The 19,583-nt window shown below is 58.4% G+C and carries 32 protein-coding genes; 6 read left to right on the forward strand and 26 right to left on the reverse strand.

The window, feature by feature from the left end:
- Positions 1-29: 29 nt before the first annotated feature.
- The 6 genes from MJ643_RS25090 to MJ643_RS25115 form a co-directional block, all read right to left on the reverse strand.
- Complete coding sequence (locus MJ643_RS25090) at positions 30-1,169, reverse strand: tyrosine-type recombinase/integrase (protein ID WP_247727061.1); 1,140 nt, start codon at positions 1,167-1,169, stop codon at positions 30-32.
- Positions 1,064-1,405: a hypothetical protein gene (locus MJ643_RS31605; RefSeq protein ID WP_247727032.1), complete on the reverse strand. Its 342-nt coding sequence runs from the start codon at positions 1,403-1,405 to the stop codon at positions 1,064-1,066. The genes MJ643_RS25090 and MJ643_RS31605 overlap by 106 nt, the downstream gene beginning before the upstream one ends.
- Positions 1,406-1,448: 43 nt before the next feature.
- On the reverse strand, positions 1,449-2,027 hold the full coding sequence (locus MJ643_RS25100; RefSeq protein WP_247727033.1) for a hypothetical protein: 579 nt from the start codon (positions 2,025-2,027) through the stop codon (positions 1,449-1,451).
- 282 nt (positions 2,028-2,309) lie between these two features.
- Positions 2,310-2,840 carry a hypothetical protein gene (locus MJ643_RS25105; protein WP_247727034.1) on the reverse strand — a complete coding sequence of 177 codons (531 nt, stop codon included), beginning with the start codon at positions 2,838-2,840 and terminating at the stop codon, positions 2,310-2,312.
- Positions 2,837-3,190, reverse strand: a complete 354-nt coding sequence (locus MJ643_RS25110) for a DUF4884 domain-containing protein (protein WP_247727035.1) — start codon at positions 3,188-3,190, stop codon at positions 2,837-2,839. The genes MJ643_RS25105 and MJ643_RS25110 overlap by 4 nt, the downstream gene beginning before the upstream one ends.
- The gene (locus MJ643_RS25115; protein WP_247727036.1) at positions 3,187-3,777 is read right to left on the reverse strand and encodes a hypothetical protein; all 591 of its coding nucleotides are present in this window, start codon (positions 3,775-3,777) and stop codon (positions 3,187-3,189) included. Before MJ643_RS25115 ends, MJ643_RS25110 begins: the two co-directional genes overlap by 4 nt.
- A 182-nt stretch (positions 3,778-3,959) precedes the next feature.
- Here MJ643_RS25115 and MJ643_RS25120 point away from each other — a divergent pair, with 182 nt between their 5' ends.
- On the forward strand, positions 3,960-4,259 hold the full coding sequence (locus MJ643_RS25120; RefSeq protein ID WP_114942701.1) for a hypothetical protein: 300 nt from the start codon (positions 3,960-3,962) through the stop codon (positions 4,257-4,259).
- Between the two features lie 47 nt (positions 4,260-4,306).
- On the opposite strand, the gene MJ643_RS25125 is transcribed toward MJ643_RS25120, so the two are convergent.
- Positions 4,307-5,242, reverse strand: coding sequence for a hypothetical protein (locus MJ643_RS25125; RefSeq protein WP_247727037.1), 936 nt, complete (start codon positions 5,240-5,242; stop codon positions 4,307-4,309).
- Between the two features lie 90 nt (positions 5,243-5,332).
- On the opposite strand from MJ643_RS25125, the gene MJ643_RS25130 reads away from it, so the two are divergent.
- A complete protein-coding gene (locus tag MJ643_RS25130; RefSeq protein WP_247727038.1) occupies positions 5,333-5,680 on the forward strand; it encodes a hypothetical protein in 348 nt (115 codons plus the stop codon).
- Positions 5,681-5,704: 24 nt separating this feature from the next.
- On the opposite strand, the gene MJ643_RS25135 is transcribed toward MJ643_RS25130, so the two are convergent.
- Both MJ643_RS25135 and MJ643_RS25140 read right to left on the reverse strand, forming a co-directional pair.
- Positions 5,705-5,953, reverse strand: a complete 249-nt coding sequence (locus MJ643_RS25135; RefSeq protein WP_247727039.1) for a hypothetical protein — start codon at positions 5,951-5,953, stop codon at positions 5,705-5,707.
- Between the two features lie 145 nt (positions 5,954-6,098).
- On the reverse strand, positions 6,099-6,881 hold the full coding sequence (locus tag MJ643_RS25140; RefSeq protein ID WP_247727040.1) for a DUF2786 domain-containing protein: 783 nt from the start codon (positions 6,879-6,881) through the stop codon (positions 6,099-6,101).
- A gap of 187 nt (positions 6,882-7,068) precedes the next feature.
- Between MJ643_RS25140 and MJ643_RS25145 the strand changes: the two genes are divergently transcribed.
- A complete protein-coding gene (locus tag MJ643_RS25145; protein WP_247727041.1) occupies positions 7,069-7,773 on the forward strand; it encodes a hypothetical protein in 705 nt (234 codons plus the stop codon).
- A gap of 24 nt (positions 7,774-7,797) precedes the next feature.
- On the opposite strand, the gene MJ643_RS25150 is transcribed toward MJ643_RS25145, so the two are convergent.
- The 11 genes from MJ643_RS25150 to MJ643_RS25200 all read right to left on the reverse strand — a co-directional run bounded on the left by MJ643_RS25150 (position 7,798) and on the right by MJ643_RS25200 (position 13,969).
- A complete protein-coding gene (locus tag MJ643_RS25150) occupies positions 7,798-8,211 on the reverse strand; it encodes a hypothetical protein (protein WP_247727042.1) in 414 nt (137 codons plus the stop codon).
- Positions 8,208-9,377, reverse strand: coding sequence for an RNA-directed DNA polymerase (locus tag MJ643_RS25155; protein WP_247727043.1), 1,170 nt, complete (start codon positions 9,375-9,377; stop codon positions 8,208-8,210). Before MJ643_RS25155 ends, MJ643_RS25150 begins: the two co-directional genes overlap by 4 nt.
- A 203-nt stretch (positions 9,378-9,580) precedes the next feature.
- Positions 9,581-9,937, reverse strand: a complete 357-nt coding sequence (locus tag MJ643_RS25160; protein WP_247727044.1) for a four helix bundle protein — start codon at positions 9,935-9,937, stop codon at positions 9,581-9,583.
- A 51-nt stretch (positions 9,938-9,988) separates the two neighbouring features.
- Positions 9,989-10,597, reverse strand: coding sequence for a DUF1566 domain-containing protein (locus MJ643_RS25165; RefSeq protein WP_247727045.1), 609 nt, complete (start codon positions 10,595-10,597; stop codon positions 9,989-9,991).
- An 89-nt stretch (positions 10,598-10,686) separates the two neighbouring features.
- Positions 10,687-11,283 (reverse strand): DUF1566 domain-containing protein, encoded by a 597-nt coding sequence (locus MJ643_RS25170; RefSeq protein WP_247727046.1) that lies wholly within the window; start codon positions 11,281-11,283, stop codon positions 10,687-10,689.
- Between the two features lie 17 nt (positions 11,284-11,300).
- On the reverse strand, positions 11,301-12,116 hold the full coding sequence (locus tag MJ643_RS25175) for a DUF2303 family protein (RefSeq protein ID WP_247727047.1): 816 nt from the start codon (positions 12,114-12,116) through the stop codon (positions 11,301-11,303).
- A 26-nt stretch (positions 12,117-12,142) separates the two neighbouring features.
- Positions 12,143-12,490, reverse strand: coding sequence for a hypothetical protein (locus MJ643_RS25180; protein ID WP_247727048.1), 348 nt, complete (start codon positions 12,488-12,490; stop codon positions 12,143-12,145).
- A gap of 88 nt (positions 12,491-12,578) precedes the next feature.
- Entirely contained in the window at positions 12,579-12,740 is a 162-nt protein-coding gene (locus tag MJ643_RS25185; RefSeq protein ID WP_247727049.1) for a hypothetical protein, read from the reverse strand.
- Positions 12,741-12,742: 2 nt separating this feature from the next.
- The gene (locus MJ643_RS25190) at positions 12,743-13,231 is read right to left on the reverse strand and encodes a single-stranded DNA-binding protein (protein ID WP_247727050.1); all 489 of its coding nucleotides are present in this window, start codon (positions 13,229-13,231) and stop codon (positions 12,743-12,745) included.
- On the reverse strand, positions 13,228-13,566 hold the full coding sequence (locus MJ643_RS25195) for a hypothetical protein (RefSeq protein ID WP_247727051.1): 339 nt from the start codon (positions 13,564-13,566) through the stop codon (positions 13,228-13,230). Before MJ643_RS25195 ends, MJ643_RS25190 begins: the two co-directional genes overlap by 4 nt.
- Before the next feature lie 19 nt (positions 13,567-13,585).
- A complete protein-coding gene (locus MJ643_RS25200; RefSeq protein WP_047933300.1) occupies positions 13,586-13,969 on the reverse strand; it encodes a helix-turn-helix transcriptional regulator in 384 nt (127 codons plus the stop codon).
- A 212-nt stretch (positions 13,970-14,181) separates the two neighbouring features.
- On the opposite strand from MJ643_RS25200, the gene galU reads away from it, so the two are divergent.
- Entirely contained in the window at positions 14,182-15,018 is an 837-nt protein-coding gene (galU, locus tag MJ643_RS25205; protein WP_247727052.1) for a UTP--glucose-1-phosphate uridylyltransferase GalU, read from the forward strand.
- A gap of 62 nt (positions 15,019-15,080) precedes the next feature.
- On the opposite strand, the gene MJ643_RS25210 is transcribed toward galU, so the two are convergent.
- The 3 genes from MJ643_RS25210 to MJ643_RS25220 all read right to left on the reverse strand — a co-directional run bounded on the left by MJ643_RS25210 (position 15,081) and on the right by MJ643_RS25220 (position 16,359).
- Positions 15,081-15,302 carry a hypothetical protein gene (locus MJ643_RS25210; RefSeq protein ID WP_247727053.1) on the reverse strand — a complete coding sequence of 74 codons (222 nt, stop codon included), beginning with the start codon at positions 15,300-15,302 and terminating at the stop codon, positions 15,081-15,083.
- A gap of 68 nt (positions 15,303-15,370) precedes the next feature.
- The gene (gene csrA / locus MJ643_RS25215) at positions 15,371-15,550 is read right to left on the reverse strand and encodes a carbon storage regulator CsrA (RefSeq protein WP_247727054.1); all 180 of its coding nucleotides are present in this window, start codon (positions 15,548-15,550) and stop codon (positions 15,371-15,373) included.
- A 26-nt stretch (positions 15,551-15,576) separates the two neighbouring features.
- Complete coding sequence (locus MJ643_RS25220; protein ID WP_247727055.1) at positions 15,577-16,359, reverse strand: hypothetical protein; 783 nt, start codon at positions 16,357-16,359, stop codon at positions 15,577-15,579.
- Positions 16,360-17,070: 711 nt separating this feature from the next.
- Here MJ643_RS25220 and MJ643_RS25225 point away from each other — a divergent pair.
- The gene (locus tag MJ643_RS25225) at positions 17,071-17,397 is read left to right on the forward strand and encodes a DUF1654 domain-containing protein (protein ID WP_247727056.1); all 327 of its coding nucleotides are present in this window, start codon (positions 17,071-17,073) and stop codon (positions 17,395-17,397) included.
- A 51-nt stretch (positions 17,398-17,448) separates the two neighbouring features.
- Here MJ643_RS25225 and MJ643_RS25230 read toward each other — a convergent pair whose 3' ends face one another.
- Genes MJ643_RS25230 through MJ643_RS25240 form a run of 3 tightly spaced genes read right to left on the reverse strand, consistent with a single transcriptional unit; the run spans position 17,449 to position 19,148 of the window.
- Positions 17,449-17,988 carry a hypothetical protein gene (locus tag MJ643_RS25230; RefSeq protein ID WP_247727057.1) on the reverse strand — a complete coding sequence of 180 codons (540 nt, stop codon included), beginning with the start codon at positions 17,986-17,988 and terminating at the stop codon, positions 17,449-17,451.
- Positions 17,981-18,265: a hypothetical protein gene (locus MJ643_RS25235; RefSeq protein WP_247727058.1), complete on the reverse strand. Its 285-nt coding sequence runs from the start codon at positions 18,263-18,265 to the stop codon at positions 17,981-17,983. The genes MJ643_RS25230 and MJ643_RS25235 overlap by 8 nt, the downstream gene beginning before the upstream one ends.
- A 40-nt stretch (positions 18,266-18,305) precedes the next feature.
- Positions 18,306-19,148, reverse strand: a complete 843-nt coding sequence (locus MJ643_RS25240) for a LexA family transcriptional regulator (protein ID WP_247727059.1) — start codon at positions 19,146-19,148, stop codon at positions 18,306-18,308.
- 102 nt (positions 19,149-19,250) lie between these two features.
- Between MJ643_RS25240 and MJ643_RS25245 the strand changes: the two genes are divergently transcribed.
- Positions 19,251-19,472, forward strand: coding sequence for a helix-turn-helix domain-containing protein (locus tag MJ643_RS25245; RefSeq protein WP_247727060.1), 222 nt, complete (start codon positions 19,251-19,253; stop codon positions 19,470-19,472).
- Positions 19,473-19,583: the final 111 nt, after the last annotated feature.

Raw genomic sequence — 19,583 nt, forward strand, 5'->3', positions numbered from 1 at the left:
ATGACTAAAGGGCGCAACGTGAACGAAATTTAATCCGGTACCATTTTGGTACCATTTTCTGACAGACCAAGCTTTTCGATTTCTGCCCAGTCGTTCGCCGAGTTTAGCCATTTCGCGTAGGTACTCAGAAGAACCTGAACTGAGTGCCCCAGCTGGCCTGCAATGAAGGCTGGATTCATGCCGGCCATTAGGCACATCGTTGCATATGTGTGCCTGCAATTGTACTGGGGCCGTGCAGGTATGCCGGTCCCCTTCAGGGCCTGGATAAAGTGCGTTCCAGGTGTGTCAGGGGAAAGCATGTGTGGCGATGACCCTGACGGTTGAAAAACATACGGCGACGAGGTTGAGACCCGGCGCTTCTGCGTTGCCCGATCTTCTGCAATCTCACGCGCCTTGCTCAGAGCCTCCAAAGCGCGTGCGTTGAGCATCACGGTCCGGGTGTACTTTGTCTTGGTCCGCTCTATAACCTGCTTCTCGACCACGATTCGACAAATGAACGCGGTCTTTTTCTCAAGGTCGATCTCGTCCCACCGAAGCGCCATGATCTCGCCGGTTCTCATGCCGGTGAAGAAGGCAAACTCGAAGAATGCAGTGTAGATCTGGTTGCATCGGGACAGGTTCGACCGCATCCATTCCAGCAGAACTTCTGCTTCCTCTACAGAGAATGGCTCTACTGCCTTGCGATTCTTTTGCGGCAGCTGAATGGCCTCAGCAGGACTCCTGTCTACTGCCTCATCAAAAACTGCCTGCTTGAACATCCGCTTCGCGATCGCTATCGCAGCTCTCTTCACTGTAGAACTCTTCCACGCGGTACCAGATACCACCCTCCTCAGGTCCAGCGTTGATATGCCCTTGATAGGGCGTGTCGCCAGCTTGGGCATCCAGTACCTATTCAACAATCCTTTGTAATTCGACCTGGTGTCGTTCACGACCTCAAGGCAGTCAAGCCAGCTTTGAGCGTATTCGCCGAAAGTGATCTCTGTTGCCCTGTCGATGTAAGTCGATTTGGGGAACAATTCGGCGTACCGCTGCTCATCCAGTACGCCATGCTTTATCAGGCTCTTTACTTGAGCGCGTAGATCTGCGGCCGCCTTGATCCCCTTTGCGGTTTGGGGATACGGGAGGGTTTCAGTTCGACGTTCACCATTCCAAATGAAGCGGATGCGGATTGCGCTTCTGTGGAACTCAACTCCAGCGGGTAGCCCCATGCTCCTTCCAGCCACGCTTCGTATCTCCTAATGCTGTAGAAAATCCGGTTGTCTATCTTTTTCCAAACGCCTTCCGGGATCACGCCACGGACGCGCTTTCCTTCCAGGGCGCGTTGCGTGATTCCAATCAATTCAGCCATTTTCTTCTCGGGTACCTTGTCCAAGGCCCAAGTCAATGGCTTATGGTCTTCCTGCATAGGTGCTCTCCACGCCGCCGGTGGCGGCAGGGGTGAGGGGGGGTTACGGCTTGAACTCAACTGCCGGGCAAAGTGCACGCGCATAATCGAGCAGGTTGGCGGACCACTCGCGGCCGACACCATCGTCGAAGGCTAATAGCATCCCTCCCAGTCCTTTGCGGAGCGATTCGTTCTCTGCCTGCAGCTTGGCGGTGTAGTCGGCCAGCTCCCGATGGTTGTTCTGCCACTCCTCCGCCATGATCTCGAAGTGCTCGTCAGGCTCCCACGGCGAAGGAATCACGTTGGCCACCCAGTCACCCCACATCTCCACGCATTCGCCCTTGGCGATGCGGTCGGCTTTCAAGCGATGACCCGCGTCCCGAAGATCCTGAGCCTGTCGCTCGGCGTCTTCCTTGCTTAAGCACGGGTATACCTCGCCAGGGCCTACCGAATGCATTGCCCACAGCTCGACCTTTGGTTCTGCCAACTTGGCACGCAGGTCCGTGACCAGAGGGCGGAGCGGATCGGCCGCTTCTAGCTCAGCCAGGATGGTTTCCAGCGTGACTCGATCGAGCGTGACAACCTCGCCGGCTGGTGCTGGTGGAGCGGTCATGGCCTCAATAATCTGTTCTATTCCGGACATAGTTCATCCTCGCCCGCGCATGTCGGCGGGCTTGAGTTGTTGGGGGAGGGGTTAGGCTGGAATCAGCCGCAGCGGACGCGCGGCGAGTGGAACGTCTGCGGGCGAGCGGGGCGGACAGCCTCGAAGTAGAGGCTCCACATGTCGTCCCAGGCCTCTTTCATCGTTGAGCCCTGGCCGGTGCACCCCATCCTCCGGCACCACCAGGAGCCGTTCCAGTAGGTCATGCGCGCTTTCATGGTCGCGGGCCTTTGTAGATCAGGTAGGCCATGTAGGCGAGGGCGATCATGGCGCCACCTGCTTGCGGTAGCCGGCGTCGTACAAGTAGGTTGCCCAGTCAGTTCCCGTGCGACCGCCCTGGAGAGTGTCACGCATCTCCTTAATGGCAGCGGCCCGCTCTTCCTCCGCGATCTGCTCGGGCGTGCGGATTGGGCGGAAGTCACCAGCAGGCCTTGCGCTAACCTCCATATCTTCACCGTCCTGGGTGGACGACTCAATGGCAAACCCCAGGTGATGGGCGAGTATTTTTGTTTCGCGCCACAAAGGCGTGTCGCCATTTGCCCAGTCTTGAACCTCGCACACCGTCCCAACCGGCGGCAGACCTACGCCAACCCATGCCGGCGCACCGGTAACGCGGCGCTCGATTGCTGCCCAGGTCGGTTCGTATTCCGGCCAGTCGGATTCAACGACCACTGCGTCTACGGTTGGGATGCCGTTCAGCCTGATTACGTCGCGCACCCAGCCGAGCTTGTGCTGGCTCAGGTCCTTGACCTTGAAGACGATGTAGCGCTCTTCGCGCTCAAATTTCTCGCTCACAGCTGATACCTCTCATCAATCCAGCGCCCAGGCGCCAGTGCGGGTGTAGGTTCGGGTTGGGTTTCGTGCGGGGAGAGCTGGCGCTCGTTGCCGGCCTGGTAGTTTCTGCCGGTGACGCCGCTCTGTTGCGAGCAGTTTTTCCCGCAGCTCTCTTCCCACTGGGTGGATCCGGCGCAGTTGGTGAAGTACCGGGCCCGGCCGCCGTCGTGGAATCGGTAGACGGTGCAGCCATCGACTTTGAAGAGCCGGTCGACCTTGAAGTCGGAGCCGGCGCGCGTGGTTGATTCGGCTTCTCCTTGGCAGCCGGCCAGGGAGGCCAGCAGCAGGATGCAGAGGGCGAGGCGGGTCATGCCTGGGCCTCCAGGCGCTCATGGATGACCATATCGATGAAGGGCTTGGGCAGCTCAACCGCTTCCTTTCCCGGAGACCAGGACAATGGCGGGCTTTTCCGGATCATCTCGTTCAGCAGCTCGAACGCGGCCAACAGCTGGTCGTCATTCACTTCGCCGTCTTCCGGCAGGTCATCGCAGAAGTAATCGTCAGGGTCGATCTGGCGGGGGTAGTTCGGCGTGCAGAAGACCAGTCTCAGGTCGGCCAGATCAATCTCATGATCGATCAGGTAGTCGCGCAGCTCTTCCTCATCGAAGAAGTACCGGTCACCGTCATATTCGGTGATCGGCTCGCCGCCCCAAATACGCTTCGGCATGGCCGCGAAATTCGCGGCTCGGCGCTCTTTATGGCAGGTCGGGCAACCTCGGCCAGTCGTGTGGATGGGGTGCTCGGGGTTCTGCTCACACTGACGGTGGGTCGACCCGCTGTAGCGGGCCATGTGCTCATCCTTACCCCAGAACCTGCCGCCGGCATCAACCCAGCCGGTCACGGTCTGGAGGCTGGCAGCTTCGGGGGATTCATACATCACGACTTTTTCTTTAGGCATGACTTCGTCCTTGGCCGCCATATCGCGGCAGTAAGTTGTACATGTGGTTGGGTTCGGTACAAGAAAATCGGCCGGCGGTCCGATTCAGTTATCAAGCTGCGATACCGAGATTGCGTCTCGCCTCGCTTTGGCTATGGTGAGAGTTCACCCGTGGCATACAACTAAAATCGTAGGAGGCCGACATGAGGATTCGCGGTGAAGTTTTCTGGGAGTGGGCTGATCCAACGCGTCACCACCGAACTCATGACGAAGAACTCGAGGATGGAACGGTCATTGATGTTCAGGTGCGATTGTCGCGGACGGGTACGACGCAGATGTTCATCGGCGTGTATTCGCCAAACGGGTTGGCGATCCACGAAGAAGCTTTCGATTCCCGACCTGGCGAGTCAATGACCAGGGCGCTGGCCTGGGGAGTGGGGCGGGCTCGCCGGATCGCCACCGATACCCAGCCGAAATTCGATAAGGTCGCCTGCTCGAAATAGAGGGGACAGGGGCTACAGCTGAGTGGAGTACTTTTGTACTCCAGTGGTCAGGAAGGCTTGCGATCCAGGGCGGCGCGGGCTTGCCAGTCATTCCATCTGGTTTGCATAGTCCTGCATTCATACTCATCATGACGGACTGGGTGGCGCTTAAGTTCTGAATCAATTGGGCGTCCGGTCGTGAGGATTACATGCCTTTCAAAATCCGCCCGCTCGTCGATCTCAACCGGCGCGCTCGGCTCTGCGCTGGGCTTACTCGGCGAGCACAGGCACTGTCCGTCCTGTACACAAGCACAATCAGGGCAGTCGGGTGTGCGGAAAGGCCGAGGCTCTGCGCTGGCTGATAAAGTCTCATCAAGACGCAAGATAAAGTCGCCAGAGAATAGGCCTGGCTTACGCCGAATTTCTTGCAGCAGCGCATCCCGCTCGGCCAGCTGGGCGCGCAGCTTGGTAGACTCGGCCCGCGCATCTCTGCACCAGCCGAGAAACTTTTCGCGCTCTTGGGTGCGAAGATCGAGTTCTGTGCGCAGCCGCTCAACCTCAGCACGCAGATCGCAGATCTTCTTCCAGTGCTTGGATATGCCCTCCCGGTACCACTCAATTGAGTGCTGGAAGTTGGGTTCACCCATGAACGTAGCGCCCTCCACTGCAACTGGCTGTCCCTGGTGCTGCTGGACTGTGGTGTTTGCGGCCATAGGCCCAAGCCCAACAATCGGCAGTCCAGTCGCCGCCGCATCCCTCTCTGCCTCTTCTCTGGTCCACCAGAAGGCAGTACCAACCATCCAGGCTATTGGCTCGGGGTGGGGCTGCGGGGCTGGATGCGTTTCGCGGTACCCCGCCAGGAACAGCAGGTAGTCGCTGTGGGTGCGCTGGTCTTCGAAGCCGGTGCTGTCCTTGCGCAGCTCAGCCTCGCCCAGGCCGAGCGGGTTGAGCCTGATGAACACATCGCGTGGGTCGGTGTTGCTGGATCGGTTTTCTGTGGGCATGGGGTACACCAATATGATGGCTAATTGGTACCATTTGCGCTCTTCCAAGCCTGTGTGGCGCGGATGAGAAACTAGCCAGGAGAGATTGCAATGGATGTTGGCGTATACGAACTGTCAGACCTTTCTAATGAGCAGGTAAAAGAAAAAGTTCGAAAATACGAAAGCTTCAAGATCAAGGGGATCGAAGCCTTGAAATTCAACGAAACGGTAAGCACGGTTGAGAAAATCGTTGAAGCGCAAGGCTTGAAGTGCAGGGTTTATACGGCTTATAGGGCGGCTACGATGGGCGTCCTAGCGGCATCTAATCCTGTCACTACGATTGCCGGACTTGGTGCGGCCCTGGGCATCGCCGCTCACAACATTGCCACTTGGAACCCCGATTATGAGATCGGGAAGCACCTGGCGAGCGGAATGATTGAGGTGAACTACAAGAAATAATGGACTGATCGGTGGTGTTGAGGGTCATGCGGCTTTAACGCCTTCAGGGTGCCAGTCCGCCCAACCGATAACTGGCATCCTGGTCTTGGGGCTGAGGATCTTCTTGCCCTTCTCGTCGATCAGAGCTGCTTTGCAGCGAATCTTCAAGTCGCGGCATGCGCCGGCCTTCTTGGCCAGCTCGATGAACTGCTGGGCGTGCTGGGGGGTGTCGAAGAGGGCGCTGAGCTGCTTCACCTTCTCGCTGGCCATGATGGCGTCAGCGTTGCGCTGCACAGCCTCATTCCACTCGCTTGGCGTCAGCTCCAGGGGGGGCAGCCAGCCTTTCCGCTGGGCTTGGTGATCTTGGTCTGTTTCCGGGCATCGGCGAGTGCCGCGCTCGCGGTCATGCCGAACACTGCGAATGTGCTCATTGATCACCTCATTGTGAGTGGCTGATCTGCGCGGCGACGTGGCCTGCGTGAGCCATTCCAGGGTTCAGCTCGACACGCTGCCCGGCAAGCATCCCGGCGATCTGTGCCGCCATATCAAGCTCAACGGCGCGGGCCTTGCGCTGTTTGCCGATCTCCTTGCCGGACAGGTACTGCTCGATCAGCGCTTCGTCCTGGCTTTCCACTGCCACAAGGTCGCGCCCATTAGGGTGCTGTTCGATGGCTGGGTCTTCCTCGCCGCAGGGCACCAGTTGATGGATCTTGCCGTGCACCACTGAAACCCACGCGATTGCGAAGTGATCGCCGGCTGTCTCGGGGGAGTAGGCGCTGCGGCGCATGCCACTCCTGACCGAGGCCACGTAGTCGCGGCGAGCCTGCGTGAGCTTGGTGAGCAAGGTCTCGTAGGCATACATCGCGATCTGCGGCGCAGGCATCACGCCTACGAACAAGGCCCGCTCAACCATTCGTCCAGACGACTTGCACCAGTGCTTATACGAGAGCGGTCGGCACCCGAACACCCTGGCCACGATGCCGCTTAGGTGCCGATCCCAGGTTGGCCGGCGGTTCGCCCTGGACTTCTCCGACTGGACCTCATCCACATCGCTCAGGCGGACATCCAGCTCGGTGAGTCGATACTCGCGCATCAGCGCTTGGGCCTGGCGCATTGCCGTGGCCGCCTCGTTCTCGTTCGGGCTTTTGGACAGGGCCAGACAGCGCTTGATCTTGCGGATGACCCGCTCGAGCTTGCTTTCGTCGTGCTGTTGTTCGGTCATATTGTGATCCTTGCGTGCAGGCGCCGCCCTCGCCGGGGAGGCGAAATGAATTGATTAATGATGAGATTTCTAAGCGGAAGAGCTAGCCTGGCTGGTGCTAGGCTCCCGTATCAGCGTTGAGTCACTCGTAGCGGCTTCCACATATCATCTGCATGTGATATATCGCCGGATGATTTTGGAGGACAATATGGAAATTCCAGACACGCTTGAGATGCAAGTTTCAGGTATCAAATATGATGGGCATGGTTTTTTCAAACGGGGTGACATTACAACCCAAGTCGGTGATAAAGACTCCCCCATGTACATTCACATGCAGTCCGATACTGACTGGGCAACGATAGCGCCCGGAGTAGTGGTGGCGTTGCTTGTTGCATGGCTCACGATAGGTGTCCAGAAGACCCAGATTCAAGGTGGCATAAGCAATTTCCGTCATCATTGGATGACAGAGCTTCGAGAGGCAGCGTCGGAGCTGATCGTAACCCTGCGCTTGCTGGTGAACGGATGCTCTAAAAAAGAAGACTTCAATACTACCGACGCCTATTGGGAGTACAGCAAAACCGCAATGCAGATGCATTCCAAGCTTTCGTTATTGCTTAGTCGCGACGACCCTTTCTCTGATGCCCTGCGAAAGAATGGTGGGGCGTTGGTGCAACGGGTAATGAGTACACAATATGAGGATCCAGAATTCAGTGAATTGCTTCGGGAGATTGTTCGTTTTCAAAATGCCTTAAGGTCTGAGCTTGAAGAAGCTTGGGACGATGCCAAAAGTGATCTTGGCTTTGATCGCAAATTTTTGCTCTTCAGATTATTTTCGAAAGAAGTCAAAAAAGATCGCCGAACGCCTTACGAACTGTCCGACTCAATCGATTGGGATAGCCAGCGCTCAGAGTAGCCGAGAAAGGGTGGTGCTGGCGGGTCAGGCGGCGCGCACCTTGAAGGTCAGCATGGCGGTCGCGTCATCGTTGAAGCACTCGGCCAGTTCCTGGTAGGCCCGGTATTTGGCCTGGCTGCGGGTGGCTGCCCAAATGCGCCGTACGTAATGGCACGCATCGCCAAGCATGTAACGCACGTCATCCCAGTCGTACCTGTCATTGGTGAGGACTTCCCACTGCTTGAGCGGTAGCTTCTCGGCCATCTCGCCGTACTGCATTTCCCAAGTAGGGTGGTAGTTGCGGATGCGTTTCTTCGGGTCGCTGTCGAGGATCACGCCGATGTAGTGGCCACGGTCGGCCATGATCACGCCTGGTTCACCGTTGGCGATCACGCGGCGTCCGATCTCGGCCGGCACGTCGTAATGGCGGCGAACGTAATCGCAGTTGTAGTTGCTCATGGGTCGATCCTTTTCTTTGGGTAGGTCTGCGTCAGCGCGCCATTGACCACATGCCCACGCCGCAGCACCAGGTTGGCCAGTGCGGCACGGTCTTTCTGGCTGTGACTGGCCTGGCCCAGCAGGCCGAAGTAGCTGTTGGCCGTTTCGCGTAGGTTCTCTGCTGGCGCCGCGGCGGTTCGCTTCAAGGCCTGGGCCACTGACTTCTTGCGGGTGGTGCGCCGCCAGGGCTTGATCACGTGCCCTACGAAGTCCACTCCGCGGCCGATCGGCTGCAGGATGGTCTTCGAAGGGTTGAGCCTGACGCCGAGGCTGGGCAGGAAGTCTTCGATCTGCTGGAGCCAGTCATTCAGTTGCTGCGGTGACTCATGCAGCAGCACGAAGTCGTCGACGTAGCGGATGTAGTGCTTGGCCTTGAGGGTGTGCTTGCAGAACTGGTCCAGGGCGTCGAGGTAGACGTTGGCGAAGAACTGCGATGACAGGTTGCCGATGGGCAGGCCGAGGTACGCCGGCTGCGCGGTGAGGCGCTTGTGCTGCGGCACCCGGTTGAACAGGTGCGCCGGGCTACGCTCGACGAAGTTCTCCCGCGGATCGTGCATCAGCACCTGCAGCGCCAGCTGCCTGAACCATGGATCATCGATGCGACCGGCCAGCTGCCGGGCAAGCACGCGCTTGTCGATCGACACGAAGAAGTTGGCCAGGTCGCACTTGAGGTAGAAGCCCGGCTTCGACCAGTTTTGCGTCTGGCTGCGGATCTTCGCCTCCATCCGCTTACCGGCGTACAGCGTGCCGCGCCCGGGGATACAGGCGCAGCTGTCCGCTATGAAGCTGCGCTCGATGGCGGGGCCGATTCGGTTGTACAGCAGGTGGTGCACGATGCGGTCGCGGAAGTCGGCGGCCCACACCTCGCGGGCCTTTGGCCGAGTGACCACAAAGCAGATTGAGCGGCCAGGCCGGTAGGTGCCGGCCTGGAGCTCGCCGAATAGGTCGAGGAGGTTGGCTTCCATGTCCACTTCGAAGCGGCGCGCGCTCGCGGTGTTCCGCTTGCGCCGCCGGCAGTCGTAGTAGGCCTGGACCAATTCCTCGAAGGTGAAGCTCGCAACGGGTGAGTCTGCGGACGGGGCGCACACGACGCTCGTTGTTCTTGTTGTCGTTGTTCTGGTTGCCATCGCTGAAGTCCATGATGTAGACGTTGTTGGCTGAGAACTGCGACCTGCCGTGCTATCTACGTCGCCCTGGCGATTGCTCATCGGGGAAACTGCGCCAGACCAGCCCGAACGCTTTAGATCGGCGGTATCTGTGATGCGCATGGCGGTGACCTTGGGTCAGCGGCACGACCAGATTCAGCGCACAGACAAGAGAGCCTTGACCCTCAAGTAGCGGGCGCGGTTGCGGAAACTCTTTTCCAGGCGTTTGCCTGTTTGCCGACTGAAGCGGAAAGCCTCATGACCCGGCTGTGCTGCGGGACGCTGATCGCGTGCATGTCCATCAGTGCTCGCATCAGGTAGTTGATCTTCTGGAGGCATTCCAGCAAGACGTTCAGGGGAGGGCGCTTATCGCGGGCCATGTTGGCGCGGCCTATCAGCAACAGCACTTCCAGGCACTCGTCCATGATCTTGGTACCCGCCAATTGCTTCACGTCGCGCGGGATGTTCCGGACGAGTTGAAGCGATACGCGCAGTAGTTCCTGAGCTGATTTGTGGATATCAAGATCCGTGTGCATGGCCATGCGAAAGCACCTTAAAGCGAGCCGCTGGCGCGGCTTGAATGAATAATTGAATTACTGGATGAGTTCTCTGCGGACGGGGCGCACACGACGCTCGAGGCCCTTGTAGTCGAGGTCCTGGCCGCCACCGCTGAAGACCATGATGTAGACGCCGTAGGCTGAGAACTGCGTGCTCGATGCGTACCACCCAGGCTCGAACGCTTCCGGCCCGCCCTCTTGGAACGCCTCCAGGGTGGTTTGAGCCGGGAAGGCTTCTGTGTAGGGAAGGCCTGGCGGAATGCTCGAGGGGTTGTCACCGTCACGCCAAGAGCAGTAGTTCTCCTGCTCGGTATGCTTCAGGTGGCGATACTGCAGCTCCTGTACGTCGCGCGCCGGGAGACCCCAGTCGGAGAAGCCGCCAATGGTCAGCCCCAGGGCTTGCTGGGCCAGCTCGCTGCCTTCCGCCGCGAATGCTTCCGTATTGGCCCGGCTGTCCGTGTAGCTTTTGGCTCCCTCGACATCCTTTCCGTAGCAGCCGACTGCACCCTTCAGTTCGAAGGCCTTTGGCGCTTGGATGTTCCGGTAGAGCTTGCCGTTTTCCTGGGTGATGCCGATGAAGAAGCCGCCGCCGTGGGGCTGGCCAATCTGAAGCTCGTCATGTGCTGCGATTGCTGGTGCGTTCATGAGTGCGTCCTGTTTTGAGGGCAACAAAAAAGGCGCTGATGCGCCCTGGTTGCTGCTGGCCTGCCGGCCAGAATTGAAGGAATGAAGGATTAGATAAACTTTCTGCGGACGGGGCGCACACGACGCTCGCTGTCCTTGAAGTCGAGGTCCTGGGTGCCATCGCTGAAGTCCATGAAGTAGACGAAGTCGGCTGAGAACTGCGAACTCGACACGTACCAGACCTGCTTGTCGAAGATTTCAGGGCAATTCAGCCAGCCTTGATACAGCTGAGCTGCAGCAGGCAAGTGGAAGTCGGTGTGACCGTCAGCCTGATACTCGGATGCAGCCTTGGCGGCTGGATGATCACCTTCTTCGAGCAGGGCCAGGGTATTGGCATGGCCATCGGTCTTGCTGGTCGCCTTCGAGTCCTCGCCATAGCGGCCGTAGGCGTGGTCGCCAACATCGGTCGACGCGAAGATCAGGTAGTGGGCTGGAACATCGCCGCGGGCCGGGACGTAGCCGCCGTTGATACCGCCTTCACCGGGCCAGACCTGGCCAACTTCAGGAAAACTGGCCGGCGCTTCAGTTGTTGCGACGCCGCCAGCCGCCAGCGCAGCGCCGAGTACGGCAAGGCCAGGGATCGAGGCTTTCGGCGCCGCGTGAATGTTGAAGGTGAGATGCTCGATGCTGATGTTCAGGGCTTGCATGGCCATTCCTCCATGGATTATTTGGCGTCGAAGGTGCCCAGCGACAGCTTGGCTGCGCTGCCTGCCTTGGCTTCGAGTACCTGCTTGAACTCTTGGGCGATCGCTTCGCGCTGGGCCTCTTCGCCAAGCCAGCGCAGTTTCAGCACTGGTTGGGAGCCACTGGTGACGACCGATACGCGCAGGCGGATCACTTGCTCAGCCAGGCCTTCGAAGGGGATGACCTTGAAATCCAGCCAGGCCGGCAGGGTTTCTTTGCAGCTGGCTTCGATCTGGTCCATGGTGCTGCGGCTTGCGCGAGTCTCGCCGACGGCGTGATCGCTTTCGGAGGAGGCCTTGACGGTGATGGTGCGAACCGCGGCGATGGCCTTCGCAATCGACATAGCGACCCCGTTTTCATCGGTGGCCGACAGGTGCTGGTTCCAGTCTTCTATCCAGTCGCTCATGGCCTTCTGCACCAGGCTCTGGCCGCACACTGCCTGGACGGCTGCGAAAGCGGCAGAAGGCTTCAGGCGCAGCACGGCGCGATCATCGGCATGGCCCGGGGCTTCGGCGGTACCGATGTTGAACAGCACGATGCAGCTCATGCTGTCCTGATCGATGAAGCCGCGGGCCGCCGGCGCCGCACGCTCGACGACGTAGGCGCTGTAGTCGGCCAGGGAGTGGGTGGCGTAGGTGCCACGGAAGCGGTTGCGGCCTTCCTGGTAACGCTCCAGATCAACAACGTTGAAGTTTTGCGGAACGACGACCACCGGACCCAAGGCCGGCAGATCGCGGCCAACTGCTGCGATGGTGTTTTCTTGGATCAGTTCGAGAGCTTCTTTGCTGAGGGACATGCGCTTTTCCTTGTAGGTGCTGTGAGTTACGAGCGTGGGTGTACAGGTGCTTCTTCACGGGTGAAGAGCTGGTCGTGTTTCTCAGGGAAGAGAGAAAGCTTGCCGCCCGAGCCGACGTGCATCGGCGTGTCCAGGCTGGTGTTTTCGCTGCGGGTACCGCGCTTGGTCGGCACCTTGTAGTCGAGCTTGTGCTTGATCTTCACCTGACTGGATTCGCCGATCTGGCTGAAGTCCAGGGTGATGGTTAGCTTTCCGGTTTTGCCGAAATCAACAACGCCTGCGGCTACCTCGGACAGGGCGTGGCCGATCTGGCTGGCGAATGCGCCGCCGTTCAGCTCTTCGAGGAACTCAGCGGTATTGGTTGGGGTGGGCATTGCTTCGACTCCTTGTGAAGGATGCCGCTGGGCGGCAGAGTGATCTGTTGCTGGCGGCGGCCGTGCCGGGCGCGCGCGGTGATGCGTTTCAAGCGGAAAGCTCCATGTCTCGGTCATGCCAGCCAGCAAGCCACCAGCCGCAGTCCACGGTCATCCAGCCGTATGGCTGGGCATCGCGTGACTGGTTGTTGTCGCGACAGGCGCGGCCGAGGTAGTAGGCGGCGGGGTGAACCAGCTGCCGGCGCTTCATGACTACGCGCCGGCGAGGTGATGCATCGGCGCGAACGGTATATCGTCGTCGAAGCTGTCGTGGTCGGGCGGTGCTGCCTGCTGGTTCTGCTGCTGGGGCGCTTGGCGCTGCTGACGATCTGGTGCCTGACCTGGTTGCTGCCCCTGCGGCCGGCTGCCGAGCAGCTGCATCGTGCCGTTGATGTCGACGATGATTTCGGTGGTGTAGCGCTTGATGCCGTCCTTCTCCCACTCGCGGGTCTGCAGCTTGCCCTCGATGTAGCACTGCGAGCCTTTGCGCAGGTATTCGCCGGCAATCTCGGCGACCTTTCCGAACAGCGACACGCGGTGCCATTCGGTGCGTTCAACCTTCTGGCCTGAACGCTTGTCCGTCCATTGCTCGCTGGTGGCCAGGCTCAGATTGGTCACCGCGTTGCCGTTGGGCAGGTAGCGGACCTCCGGGTCCTGGCCACAGGTGCCAACCAGGATGACCTTGTTTACCCCGCGACTCATGAGGACGCCGCCCCGGCCAACAAGACCAGTGCCAGGGCAAACAGCGCAGCCCAGCGAGTAGCGCATTCTCCGACCTGCCGAACTTTCACCACGGCCACGACGGGGAGGGTCTTGGCGTCGATCGCGCGCTCCAGGCTCTGCGCATAGCGGACTGCTTGGGCGTAGCTGGTGTTGCGACCGTAAACGCGGTTGTTGCTGGCCGAAACGACAGCCCAGCCGTTGCCGCTCTGGGTGACGAAGAAGCGCGATTTACTGCGGAAAGCCTCGGTGGCCGTGATCACTTCCTGGCGCAGAGCTTCAAGCTTGTCTTGGCTTTGTTGGATGGCTGCTTGCATGGGTGTGGTCCTTAGTGGGTCAGGCGTGGAGCTCGAAGGCCTCGGCCTTGCGAACGATTCGAACTTGGGCGATGCGGCGTTCTGGCGCGCGGCGGTCGCGGCGCATCGGGTCGCTGTCATTGATGGCGGCATGCATGCTGATGAGGCAAGCAAGGAGGATGCAGAGCGGACTGATTATTTTCTTGTCCCAAGCCTTCATCACGGCGTCCAGGCGACGCTTCGCTTTCAGCTTGTAGATTGCCCGCTCGATGCCGTTGGCTACGGTCCCGGGAGAGACCTCCATCAGTCGAGCGATCTCTTTTGTGGTGAGGTCTTGGGCAACCCATAGCAGAGCCTCCAACTCGCGAGGAGCCAAGAGCATGCCGAGGTGGCCGGTCCATTTGCCGCGAGTAATCGTTTCCATGAAAAGTCCTCGGTGGGCTGCATTGGTCGTGACGCTCGCTGCCGTCCACCTCCCGGACCAGGGGAGGGCGAACGTCACGACCGATGCAGCCTGGTGATGGGGGATAAGGAAATTAGGGTATTTCAATGGGTTAGTAATGGATCCGAATTGTTTGCCTGTGCTCGATTGCTTTAAACTGCCCGGCTATGGAATTTTTCTCTCAAGGAATATCGATGATTAAGAAATGCTTGTTCCCGGCAGCCGGATACGGCACCCGCTTCTTGCCCGCTACCAAAGCCATGCCCAAGGAAATGTTGCCGGTGGTCAACAAGCCGCTGATTCAGTATGGTGTTGAAGAGGCGCTGGATGCCGGTCTGAACGAGATCTCCATCGTTACGGGTCGCGGCAAGCGCGCCCTGGAAGATCACTTCGACATCAGCTACGAGCTGGAAACCCAGATCAAGGGCACCGACAAGGAAAACTACCTGGTTGGTATCCGCCGCCTGCTCAACGAGTGCTCGTTCTCGTACACTCGGCAGACCGAAATGAAAGGCCTGGGCCACGCGATCCTCACCGGTCGTCCGCTGATCGGCGACGAGCCATTCGCCGTGGTGCTGGCAGACGACCTGTGCGTCAACCCTGAAGGTGACGGCGTGCTGACCCAGATGGTCAAGCTGTACAACCAATACCGCTGCTCGATCGTCGCCATTCAGGAAGTCGACCCGCAGGAAACCAACAAGTACGGCGTGATCGCCGGCGACATGATCCGTGACGACATTTTCCGCGTCACCAACATGGTCGAGAAGCCGAAGCCGGAAGACTCCCCGTCGAACCTGGCGATCATCGGCCGTTACATCCTGACCCCGGACATCTTCGACATCATCGCCAACACCGAGCCGGGCAAGGGTGGCGAGATCCAGATCACCGACGCGCTGATGCAACAGGCGCAGAACGGCTGCGTGATCGCCTACAAGTTCAAGGGCAAGCGTTTCGACTGCGGTGGCGCCGAAGGCTACATCGACGCGACCAACTTCTGCTTCGAGACTTTCTATAAACGTGGGATCGCCTAAAGACACATAACAGGGTTGATTTCACTGGCTGTCCCTGGCGACAGGGCCAGACAGTGAAATCTTCAGGCCTCAATGAGGCCTAGCTGGCATTGAACTTCGGTGACCGCTTCATCAGGTTCGCAGCCGTCGCAGTACAGGTCGTGGAGCCATTCTTCGGCATCATCCTGGTCATCAACTATGTAGCGGCTGAGGATCTGGCGGGCCTGTGCGATCCAGCGGTTCCAGGCGCGGTCTTGAGCGCCTTCGCGGCATTCATCGGCCGCCATGGTTGCCATGTTGAACATTGTGGTGCCCTCCAGGGCGTTTGATTTCCCGTCTGGCCCTGTCGCCAAGGCCAGCCAGTGAAATCGAATCAGGCGGCCACATCGGCTTTTGAATCGATGCGTTCCTGAATCTCCTGCCGGTGCACCGACACGTCTTTCGGCGCTTCGATCCCCAGGCGTACCTGGCCACCCTTCACCCGCAGCACCGTCACGCGGATGGTGTCGTTGATTACGATGGTTTCGCCCACTTTGCGGGTCAGTATCAGCATGGTCCTACTCCTCGGTTGATTCACCGTTAGTCGTCGAAGCCATAGCTGAAATCGTCGGCATCACAGTCGATTACCAGGACCGCATTGCCGAAGTAGAGCGAGGCCAGCATGCGCTCCCACTTGGAGCGGATCCGCATGTTCACGGCTATGCGTTTGTCATCTAGCTTTGCACTGAGGACTTCGGCCAGCTGTTCGGTGGGGCGGAAGGCATCATCTGTCTTACGGGAACCCACGATGTGGAGGTGCAGCGAGTTCTTCAAGCTGTAGGTCCCTCGTGGCTCGGTCCGCCATGAGGAGACGTTACGACTTTCTTCTGGCTCTGGATCGAAGCCGATGTACAAGAACTCCGACCGACCGCTTATTGTTTCTTCGAAGCGGATCTCGGGGTTGTTCCAGTGTTCCTCGGCGGCTTTCTCGCGATGCTCGCTTACGAATTCGTTCAGCAACGCTCTGAGCGAAACTTCACCGCTCAGCAAGCCTTCACCGTCCAAGACCTCCGCAATTGCCTTCTCAGCCTGATCCAACACGGTGGACTGAAGCGCAGCTGCCTCCCACCTCTCACGAAGCGCGTTCGCCACCATGGCGTTGTAGCGCTGCAGCTCGAACAGGTCTGTGATGTTCGCCGGCAGAGCCGCACTTACCGCTTCCTTGACAGCCTTGCCGAAGGCGCCATACGACCGGAATGTATCGCTCACAACTTCTTTGAACATCCTCTCGATGCCTTGATCGATCAGCTCGCGAGCTCGTTCGGATTGGGCGTATACGCCAACTCGTTCAGTCAGCAGTTCCTGCAGGGTTTGTTGGGACATCGCGTGGTCCATCCTTGTGTGGTTGGTTTCCCGTCTGGCCCTCGTGAGAAGGCCAGCCAGTGAAACCGTGCTCGAGCTCCACCACCGATGGCTTCACCCGATCCTCTGTCTGGCCTTGAGCTTCCCTGGTCACCTCGCTTTGATCGGCCTCGGCGGGGTGGTCATGGGGTCAGGTATTCGCTACACGACTGCCAGCTGCAGCTCGGCGGCCTACTGGGTAGGGCAGCTCGTCGTGGGTTGCCGGTCCGTGTTCCGGCTGGGCTTGCTACTTCATTGGCAGGTTCCCCCTGTAGTTTTTGATCCGCGCCACGCTCGTCGCCGGGTTTCCCCACCTCTGCCTGCTGCAGCTACTGGCTACGCATCAGGTGGCTCGCATGGTTTGGCGTCCTCCCATGAGGGGAGTCCGGCAGCTATCCAGAGGCTGCGTGGTCGACGACTTAGCTTGTCCCGACCCAGGTAATGGCCTGGGTGCGTCGAGGTGGTCACGTCTGGTTGTGTAAAGAGCGGTCGACCCTGGGGTCTTCCGAGGGCTTCGCAGCGCCTCGATGGATAAAATATGCACCAGTGCAATTAGGGTGTCAATGCACTGGTGCATAAATTATTTCGACCGGTTTTACTCCTCCGATATCTGGCAACAGGGATTAACTTTTCCTACGAGCTTGGTTATGCTCTGATTTTACTGGATGGATATACAGTCTAAGGAGTAGCGGCATGGCCAAGCAGAAGAAATCCTCCCCGCAAGTGCGCCAAGAATTGGCTGGACTCGAACGCCTGGGCTTGCGCGTATCGTCCATGATCAATCACCCGCTGGCGCAGACTCAGCGCTGGGTGACGATTCATCGCCTGGACACGGATGCGGAAGGGGATTGGGAGGAGGTGATGGGGCTGCTCACCGAGACGCCGGAGCTGGACCTGACCTTCAACGACGATGAGAGCGTGACGGTGAGATGGGAGCCGCAGAGCGCCGAAGAACGCGACGACCTGGTCATGGAGAGGGATTGGGAGGAGGAGAAGTTAGAGGAGGAGGCGCCTTTCTGATGCACATGAAAAAGCCCGCTTAATCGCGGGCTTGGTCGAATCTGGCGTAGGTCACTTCCCCGGGCTGCCTTGCTCGGCTTCTGATTTAACGCGGAGCTCCAGCACTGCTTTGCTGATATCTCGTACGTCCGATCCTATGCTCTTGATGTCATCTCGGATGTAACCGCTGAATCGAGCGTTCTCTTCTTTTTGAGCAGACAGTCCCCATTGAAGGGTGCCCATGAAAATGGCAAGGACAGCAATGGCTGTGCCGATTGCCCACCACTTTGCGTTTTGAAGTGCAATCACCGTGCGTTCGTTAGAAGCTTTCAGTTCATTGACTGATGTGGCAATGTCGGAAACCTTCCGATCAAGGCGTTCCTCAATCAGCTGCAGCTTCGCATCGATTTCTTCGCGAGTGATATTCATGGCTTCAGTATCGCCGTCTTGGCCTGGATTGTCATCACTCCCTTCGCGCGGAGAATTCGCATGAGAGGACTGGAGGTTCAGTAGCTCCGGCGTGTTGACTTCGAGGTCAAGCCATTGTCCGCTGATATCGTTTGCGGATGCGGTCAGCTGGCTGAGCAGCGCTTGATAAGCCGTATCACGCATCTCCTAGTCTCTCAGACTCCGCCTTAATGTGCGCTACGTGGGTCTTGAGCACGTTTATGTACTCGTCCGATTTCTTTTTCACTTCAAGAAGCGATTCGTTCAGGGGAATCAACATTGCGCGCTCATTGGCGGCGATTTTCTCGCTATAGATCAGCTTAGAAGCCTCAAGCAGCGCTGCATTTTGTGCAATCACTAGGTCGCCCAGGGCTGCCAAGGTGTTCAGCAAATCAACGCTTGTTTCCACGCGTTCGGTCTGAATTTTCTTGTCACTATCCATTGAATTCCTCGTTGTCAGATGCTGGCAGGCCGTCCAGGTTTCAGACCAGATTCGCATTCCACACAAGCAGCACCCGGGCCTGGATGTAGGTTTCATCGACACGGATGTCTTCAGGCGGATGATTCTTGTTGTCCGAAATCATCTTGAAATGCTCACGACCTTTCTTCTGCAAGCGCTTGATGTACTGATGACCCTGGTGGGAGAAGTAGTAGATTCCATCGCCCACGAACTCACGGATGCTGATATCAACGATCAGTGGGTCGCGACTCTTGATGGTGGGAGCCATTGACTGACCTATTCCCGATATAAGCTTCAGGTGATAGTGCTCTTTGAATTCAACCCCCATCTCGCGTAGATGGGTGGGGCTTACCCGGATGTCCTGCAACATCTCTGGGAAATCGTGAGCTACCTCGCCATCTCCCATAGCTCCGCGCACGTCGTAGTGGGCGATCCACACTTCGTCCCCAACCTGCCCGGGGCGAGAGAAGTCAACTGCGATGACATTGGAAGCGGCTTGTTCAGCAGACTTCTCCTCAATGGCTTCGGCAATTTTCTGCCGAGCATCCAGAGAAAGACCCTTGCCGTGCTTTGCGAGCATCTGCTTAACAATCTCGGCAGTAGACAGGTTTCTGCGGTCCTGGGCTTCAGGCTCGGCCTCGCCTAAAGGCTCATAGCCTCGCAGCTGATCTGTGGTGATTCCAAAAAAATCGGCAAGAGGCCGCACCTGCTTGTCAGTCGGCTCTTTGATCCCTTTTGGGCCTTGCGGCTTAAGAATTCGGGAAATGGTCGACTGCCCGACGCTAGTCCGGCTCGACAGCTCAATCTGGGTGATGCCGTCTCTGGCCATCAGTTGAGCAAGGATTTTATCTATCGATTTATGCATAGGTGCAATGCTGCCTCCCGGCGGTGCATAGGGCAATACAGCGGATCGTTGACATGTATGCACTGGTGCATGATGATGTGCATATCTACAAAGGAGGCAGCCATGAGCGCTACCGATCTTCCAAAAAAACTGGATGCATTGCTTGGCTCTGGCATGACCTACAAAGCCATTGCAGAGCGTGCCAAATGCGACATCTCGACAGTCTTCCGCATTCGCAATGGACAGATCAGCAACCCGAGCTATGTGGCCGGGACCGCGATAGACCAAATGCACGCTGAGCTGGCCGAGAGTGGCAAACACAGCCCAAAGAAATCCGTCGCCTAACCCATTCCAACCGCCAAGACTGCGCGGGCTGGGCATGTATCGAATTATCCGCCTGCTGGCGCTATGCCAGTAGATGGCCAAAACACCTGTGAATGTAACCAGTAGGAGAGA

It is taken from the genome of Pseudomonas sp. PNPG3 (genome assembly GCF_023093815.1).
In the GTDB taxonomy this organism is placed as follows: Bacteria; Pseudomonadota; Gammaproteobacteria; order Pseudomonadales; family Pseudomonadaceae; genus Aquipseudomonas; species Aquipseudomonas asiatica.

Excerpts from the sequence above, each read along its gene's own strand:
- MJ643_RS25185 (WP_247727049.1), bottom strand. The coding sequence starts at position 12,740 with ATGAAGCGCCGGCAGCTGGTTCACCCCGCCGCCTACTACCTCGGCCGC.
- MJ643_RS25140 (WP_247727040.1), bottom strand. The coding sequence starts at position 6,881 with ATGACCGAACAACAGCACGACGAAAGCAAGCTCGAGCGGGTCATCCGC.
- MJ643_RS31605 (WP_247727032.1), bottom strand. The coding sequence starts at position 1,405 with ATGCAGGAAGACCATAAGCCATTGACTTGGGCCTTGGACAAGGTACCC.
- MJ643_RS25220 (WP_247727055.1), bottom strand. The coding sequence starts at position 16,359 with ATGTCCCAACAAACCCTGCAGGAACTGCTGACTGAACGAGTTGGCGTA.
- MJ643_RS25150 (WP_247727042.1), bottom strand. The coding sequence starts at position 8,211 with ATGAGCAACTACAACTGCGATTACGTTCGCCGCCATTACGACGTGCCG.
- MJ643_RS25125 (WP_247727037.1), bottom strand. The coding sequence starts at position 5,242 with ATGCCCACAGAAAACCGATCCAGCAACACCGACCCACGCGATGTGTTC.
- galU (WP_247727052.1), top strand. The coding sequence starts at position 14,182 with ATGATTAAGAAATGCTTGTTCCCGGCAGCCGGATACGGCACCCGCTTC.
- MJ643_RS25210 (WP_247727053.1), bottom strand. The coding sequence starts at position 15,302 with ATGTTCAACATGGCAACCATGGCGGCCGATGAATGCCGCGAAGGCGCT.
- MJ643_RS25195 (WP_247727051.1), bottom strand. The coding sequence starts at position 13,566 with ATGCAAGCAGCCATCCAACAAAGCCAAGACAAGCTTGAAGCTCTGCGC.
- MJ643_RS25190 (WP_247727050.1), bottom strand. The coding sequence starts at position 13,231 with ATGAGTCGCGGGGTAAACAAGGTCATCCTGGTTGGCACCTGTGGCCAG.
- MJ643_RS25130 (WP_247727038.1), top strand. The coding sequence starts at position 5,333 with ATGGATGTTGGCGTATACGAACTGTCAGACCTTTCTAATGAGCAGGTA.
- MJ643_RS25245 (WP_247727060.1), top strand. The coding sequence starts at position 19,251 with ATGAGCGCTACCGATCTTCCAAAAAAACTGGATGCATTGCTTGGCTCT.
- MJ643_RS25180 (WP_247727048.1), bottom strand. The coding sequence starts at position 12,490 with ATGCCCACCCCAACCAATACCGCTGAGTTCCTCGAAGAGCTGAACGGC.
- MJ643_RS25115 (WP_247727036.1), bottom strand. The coding sequence starts at position 3,777 with ATGCCTAAAGAAAAAGTCGTGATGTATGAATCCCCCGAAGCTGCCAGC.
- MJ643_RS25240 (WP_247727059.1), bottom strand. The coding sequence starts at position 19,148 with ATGCATAAATCGATAGATAAAATCCTTGCTCAACTGATGGCCAGAGAC.
- MJ643_RS25110 (WP_247727035.1), bottom strand. The coding sequence starts at position 3,190 with ATGACCCGCCTCGCCCTCTGCATCCTGCTGCTGGCCTCCCTGGCCGGC.
- MJ643_RS25160 (WP_247727044.1), bottom strand. The coding sequence starts at position 9,937 with ATGGCCATGCACACGGATCTTGATATCCACAAATCAGCTCAGGAACTA.
- MJ643_RS25170 (WP_247727046.1), bottom strand. The coding sequence starts at position 11,283 with ATGCAAGCCCTGAACATCAGCATCGAGCATCTCACCTTCAACATTCAC.
- MJ643_RS25230 (WP_247727057.1), bottom strand. The coding sequence starts at position 17,988 with ATGCGTGATACGGCTTATCAAGCGCTGCTCAGCCAGCTGACCGCATCC.
- MJ643_RS25120 (WP_114942701.1), top strand. The coding sequence starts at position 3,960 with ATGAGGATTCGCGGTGAAGTTTTCTGGGAGTGGGCTGATCCAACGCGT.
- MJ643_RS25235 (WP_247727058.1), bottom strand. The coding sequence starts at position 18,265 with ATGGATAGTGACAAGAAAATTCAGACCGAACGCGTGGAAACAAGCGTT.
- csrA (WP_247727054.1), bottom strand. The coding sequence starts at position 15,550 with ATGCTGATACTGACCCGCAAAGTGGGCGAAACCATCGTAATCAACGAC.
- MJ643_RS25155 (WP_247727043.1), bottom strand. The coding sequence starts at position 9,377 with ATGGCAACCAGAACAACGACAACAAGAACAACGAGCGTCGTGTGCGCC.
- MJ643_RS25145 (WP_247727041.1), top strand. The coding sequence starts at position 7,069 with ATGGAAATTCCAGACACGCTTGAGATGCAAGTTTCAGGTATCAAATAT.
- MJ643_RS25100 (WP_247727033.1), bottom strand. The coding sequence starts at position 2,027 with ATGTCCGGAATAGAACAGATTATTGAGGCCATGACCGCTCCACCAGCA.
- MJ643_RS25175 (WP_247727047.1), bottom strand. The coding sequence starts at position 12,116 with ATGTCCCTCAGCAAAGAAGCTCTCGAACTGATCCAAGAAAACACCATC.
- MJ643_RS25225 (WP_247727056.1), top strand. The coding sequence starts at position 17,071 with ATGGCCAAGCAGAAGAAATCCTCCCCGCAAGTGCGCCAAGAATTGGCT.
- MJ643_RS25165 (WP_247727045.1), bottom strand. The coding sequence starts at position 10,597 with ATGAACGCACCAGCAATCGCAGCACATGACGAGCTTCAGATTGGCCAG.
- MJ643_RS25200 (WP_047933300.1), bottom strand. The coding sequence starts at position 13,969 with ATGGAAACGATTACTCGCGGCAAATGGACCGGCCACCTCGGCATGCTC.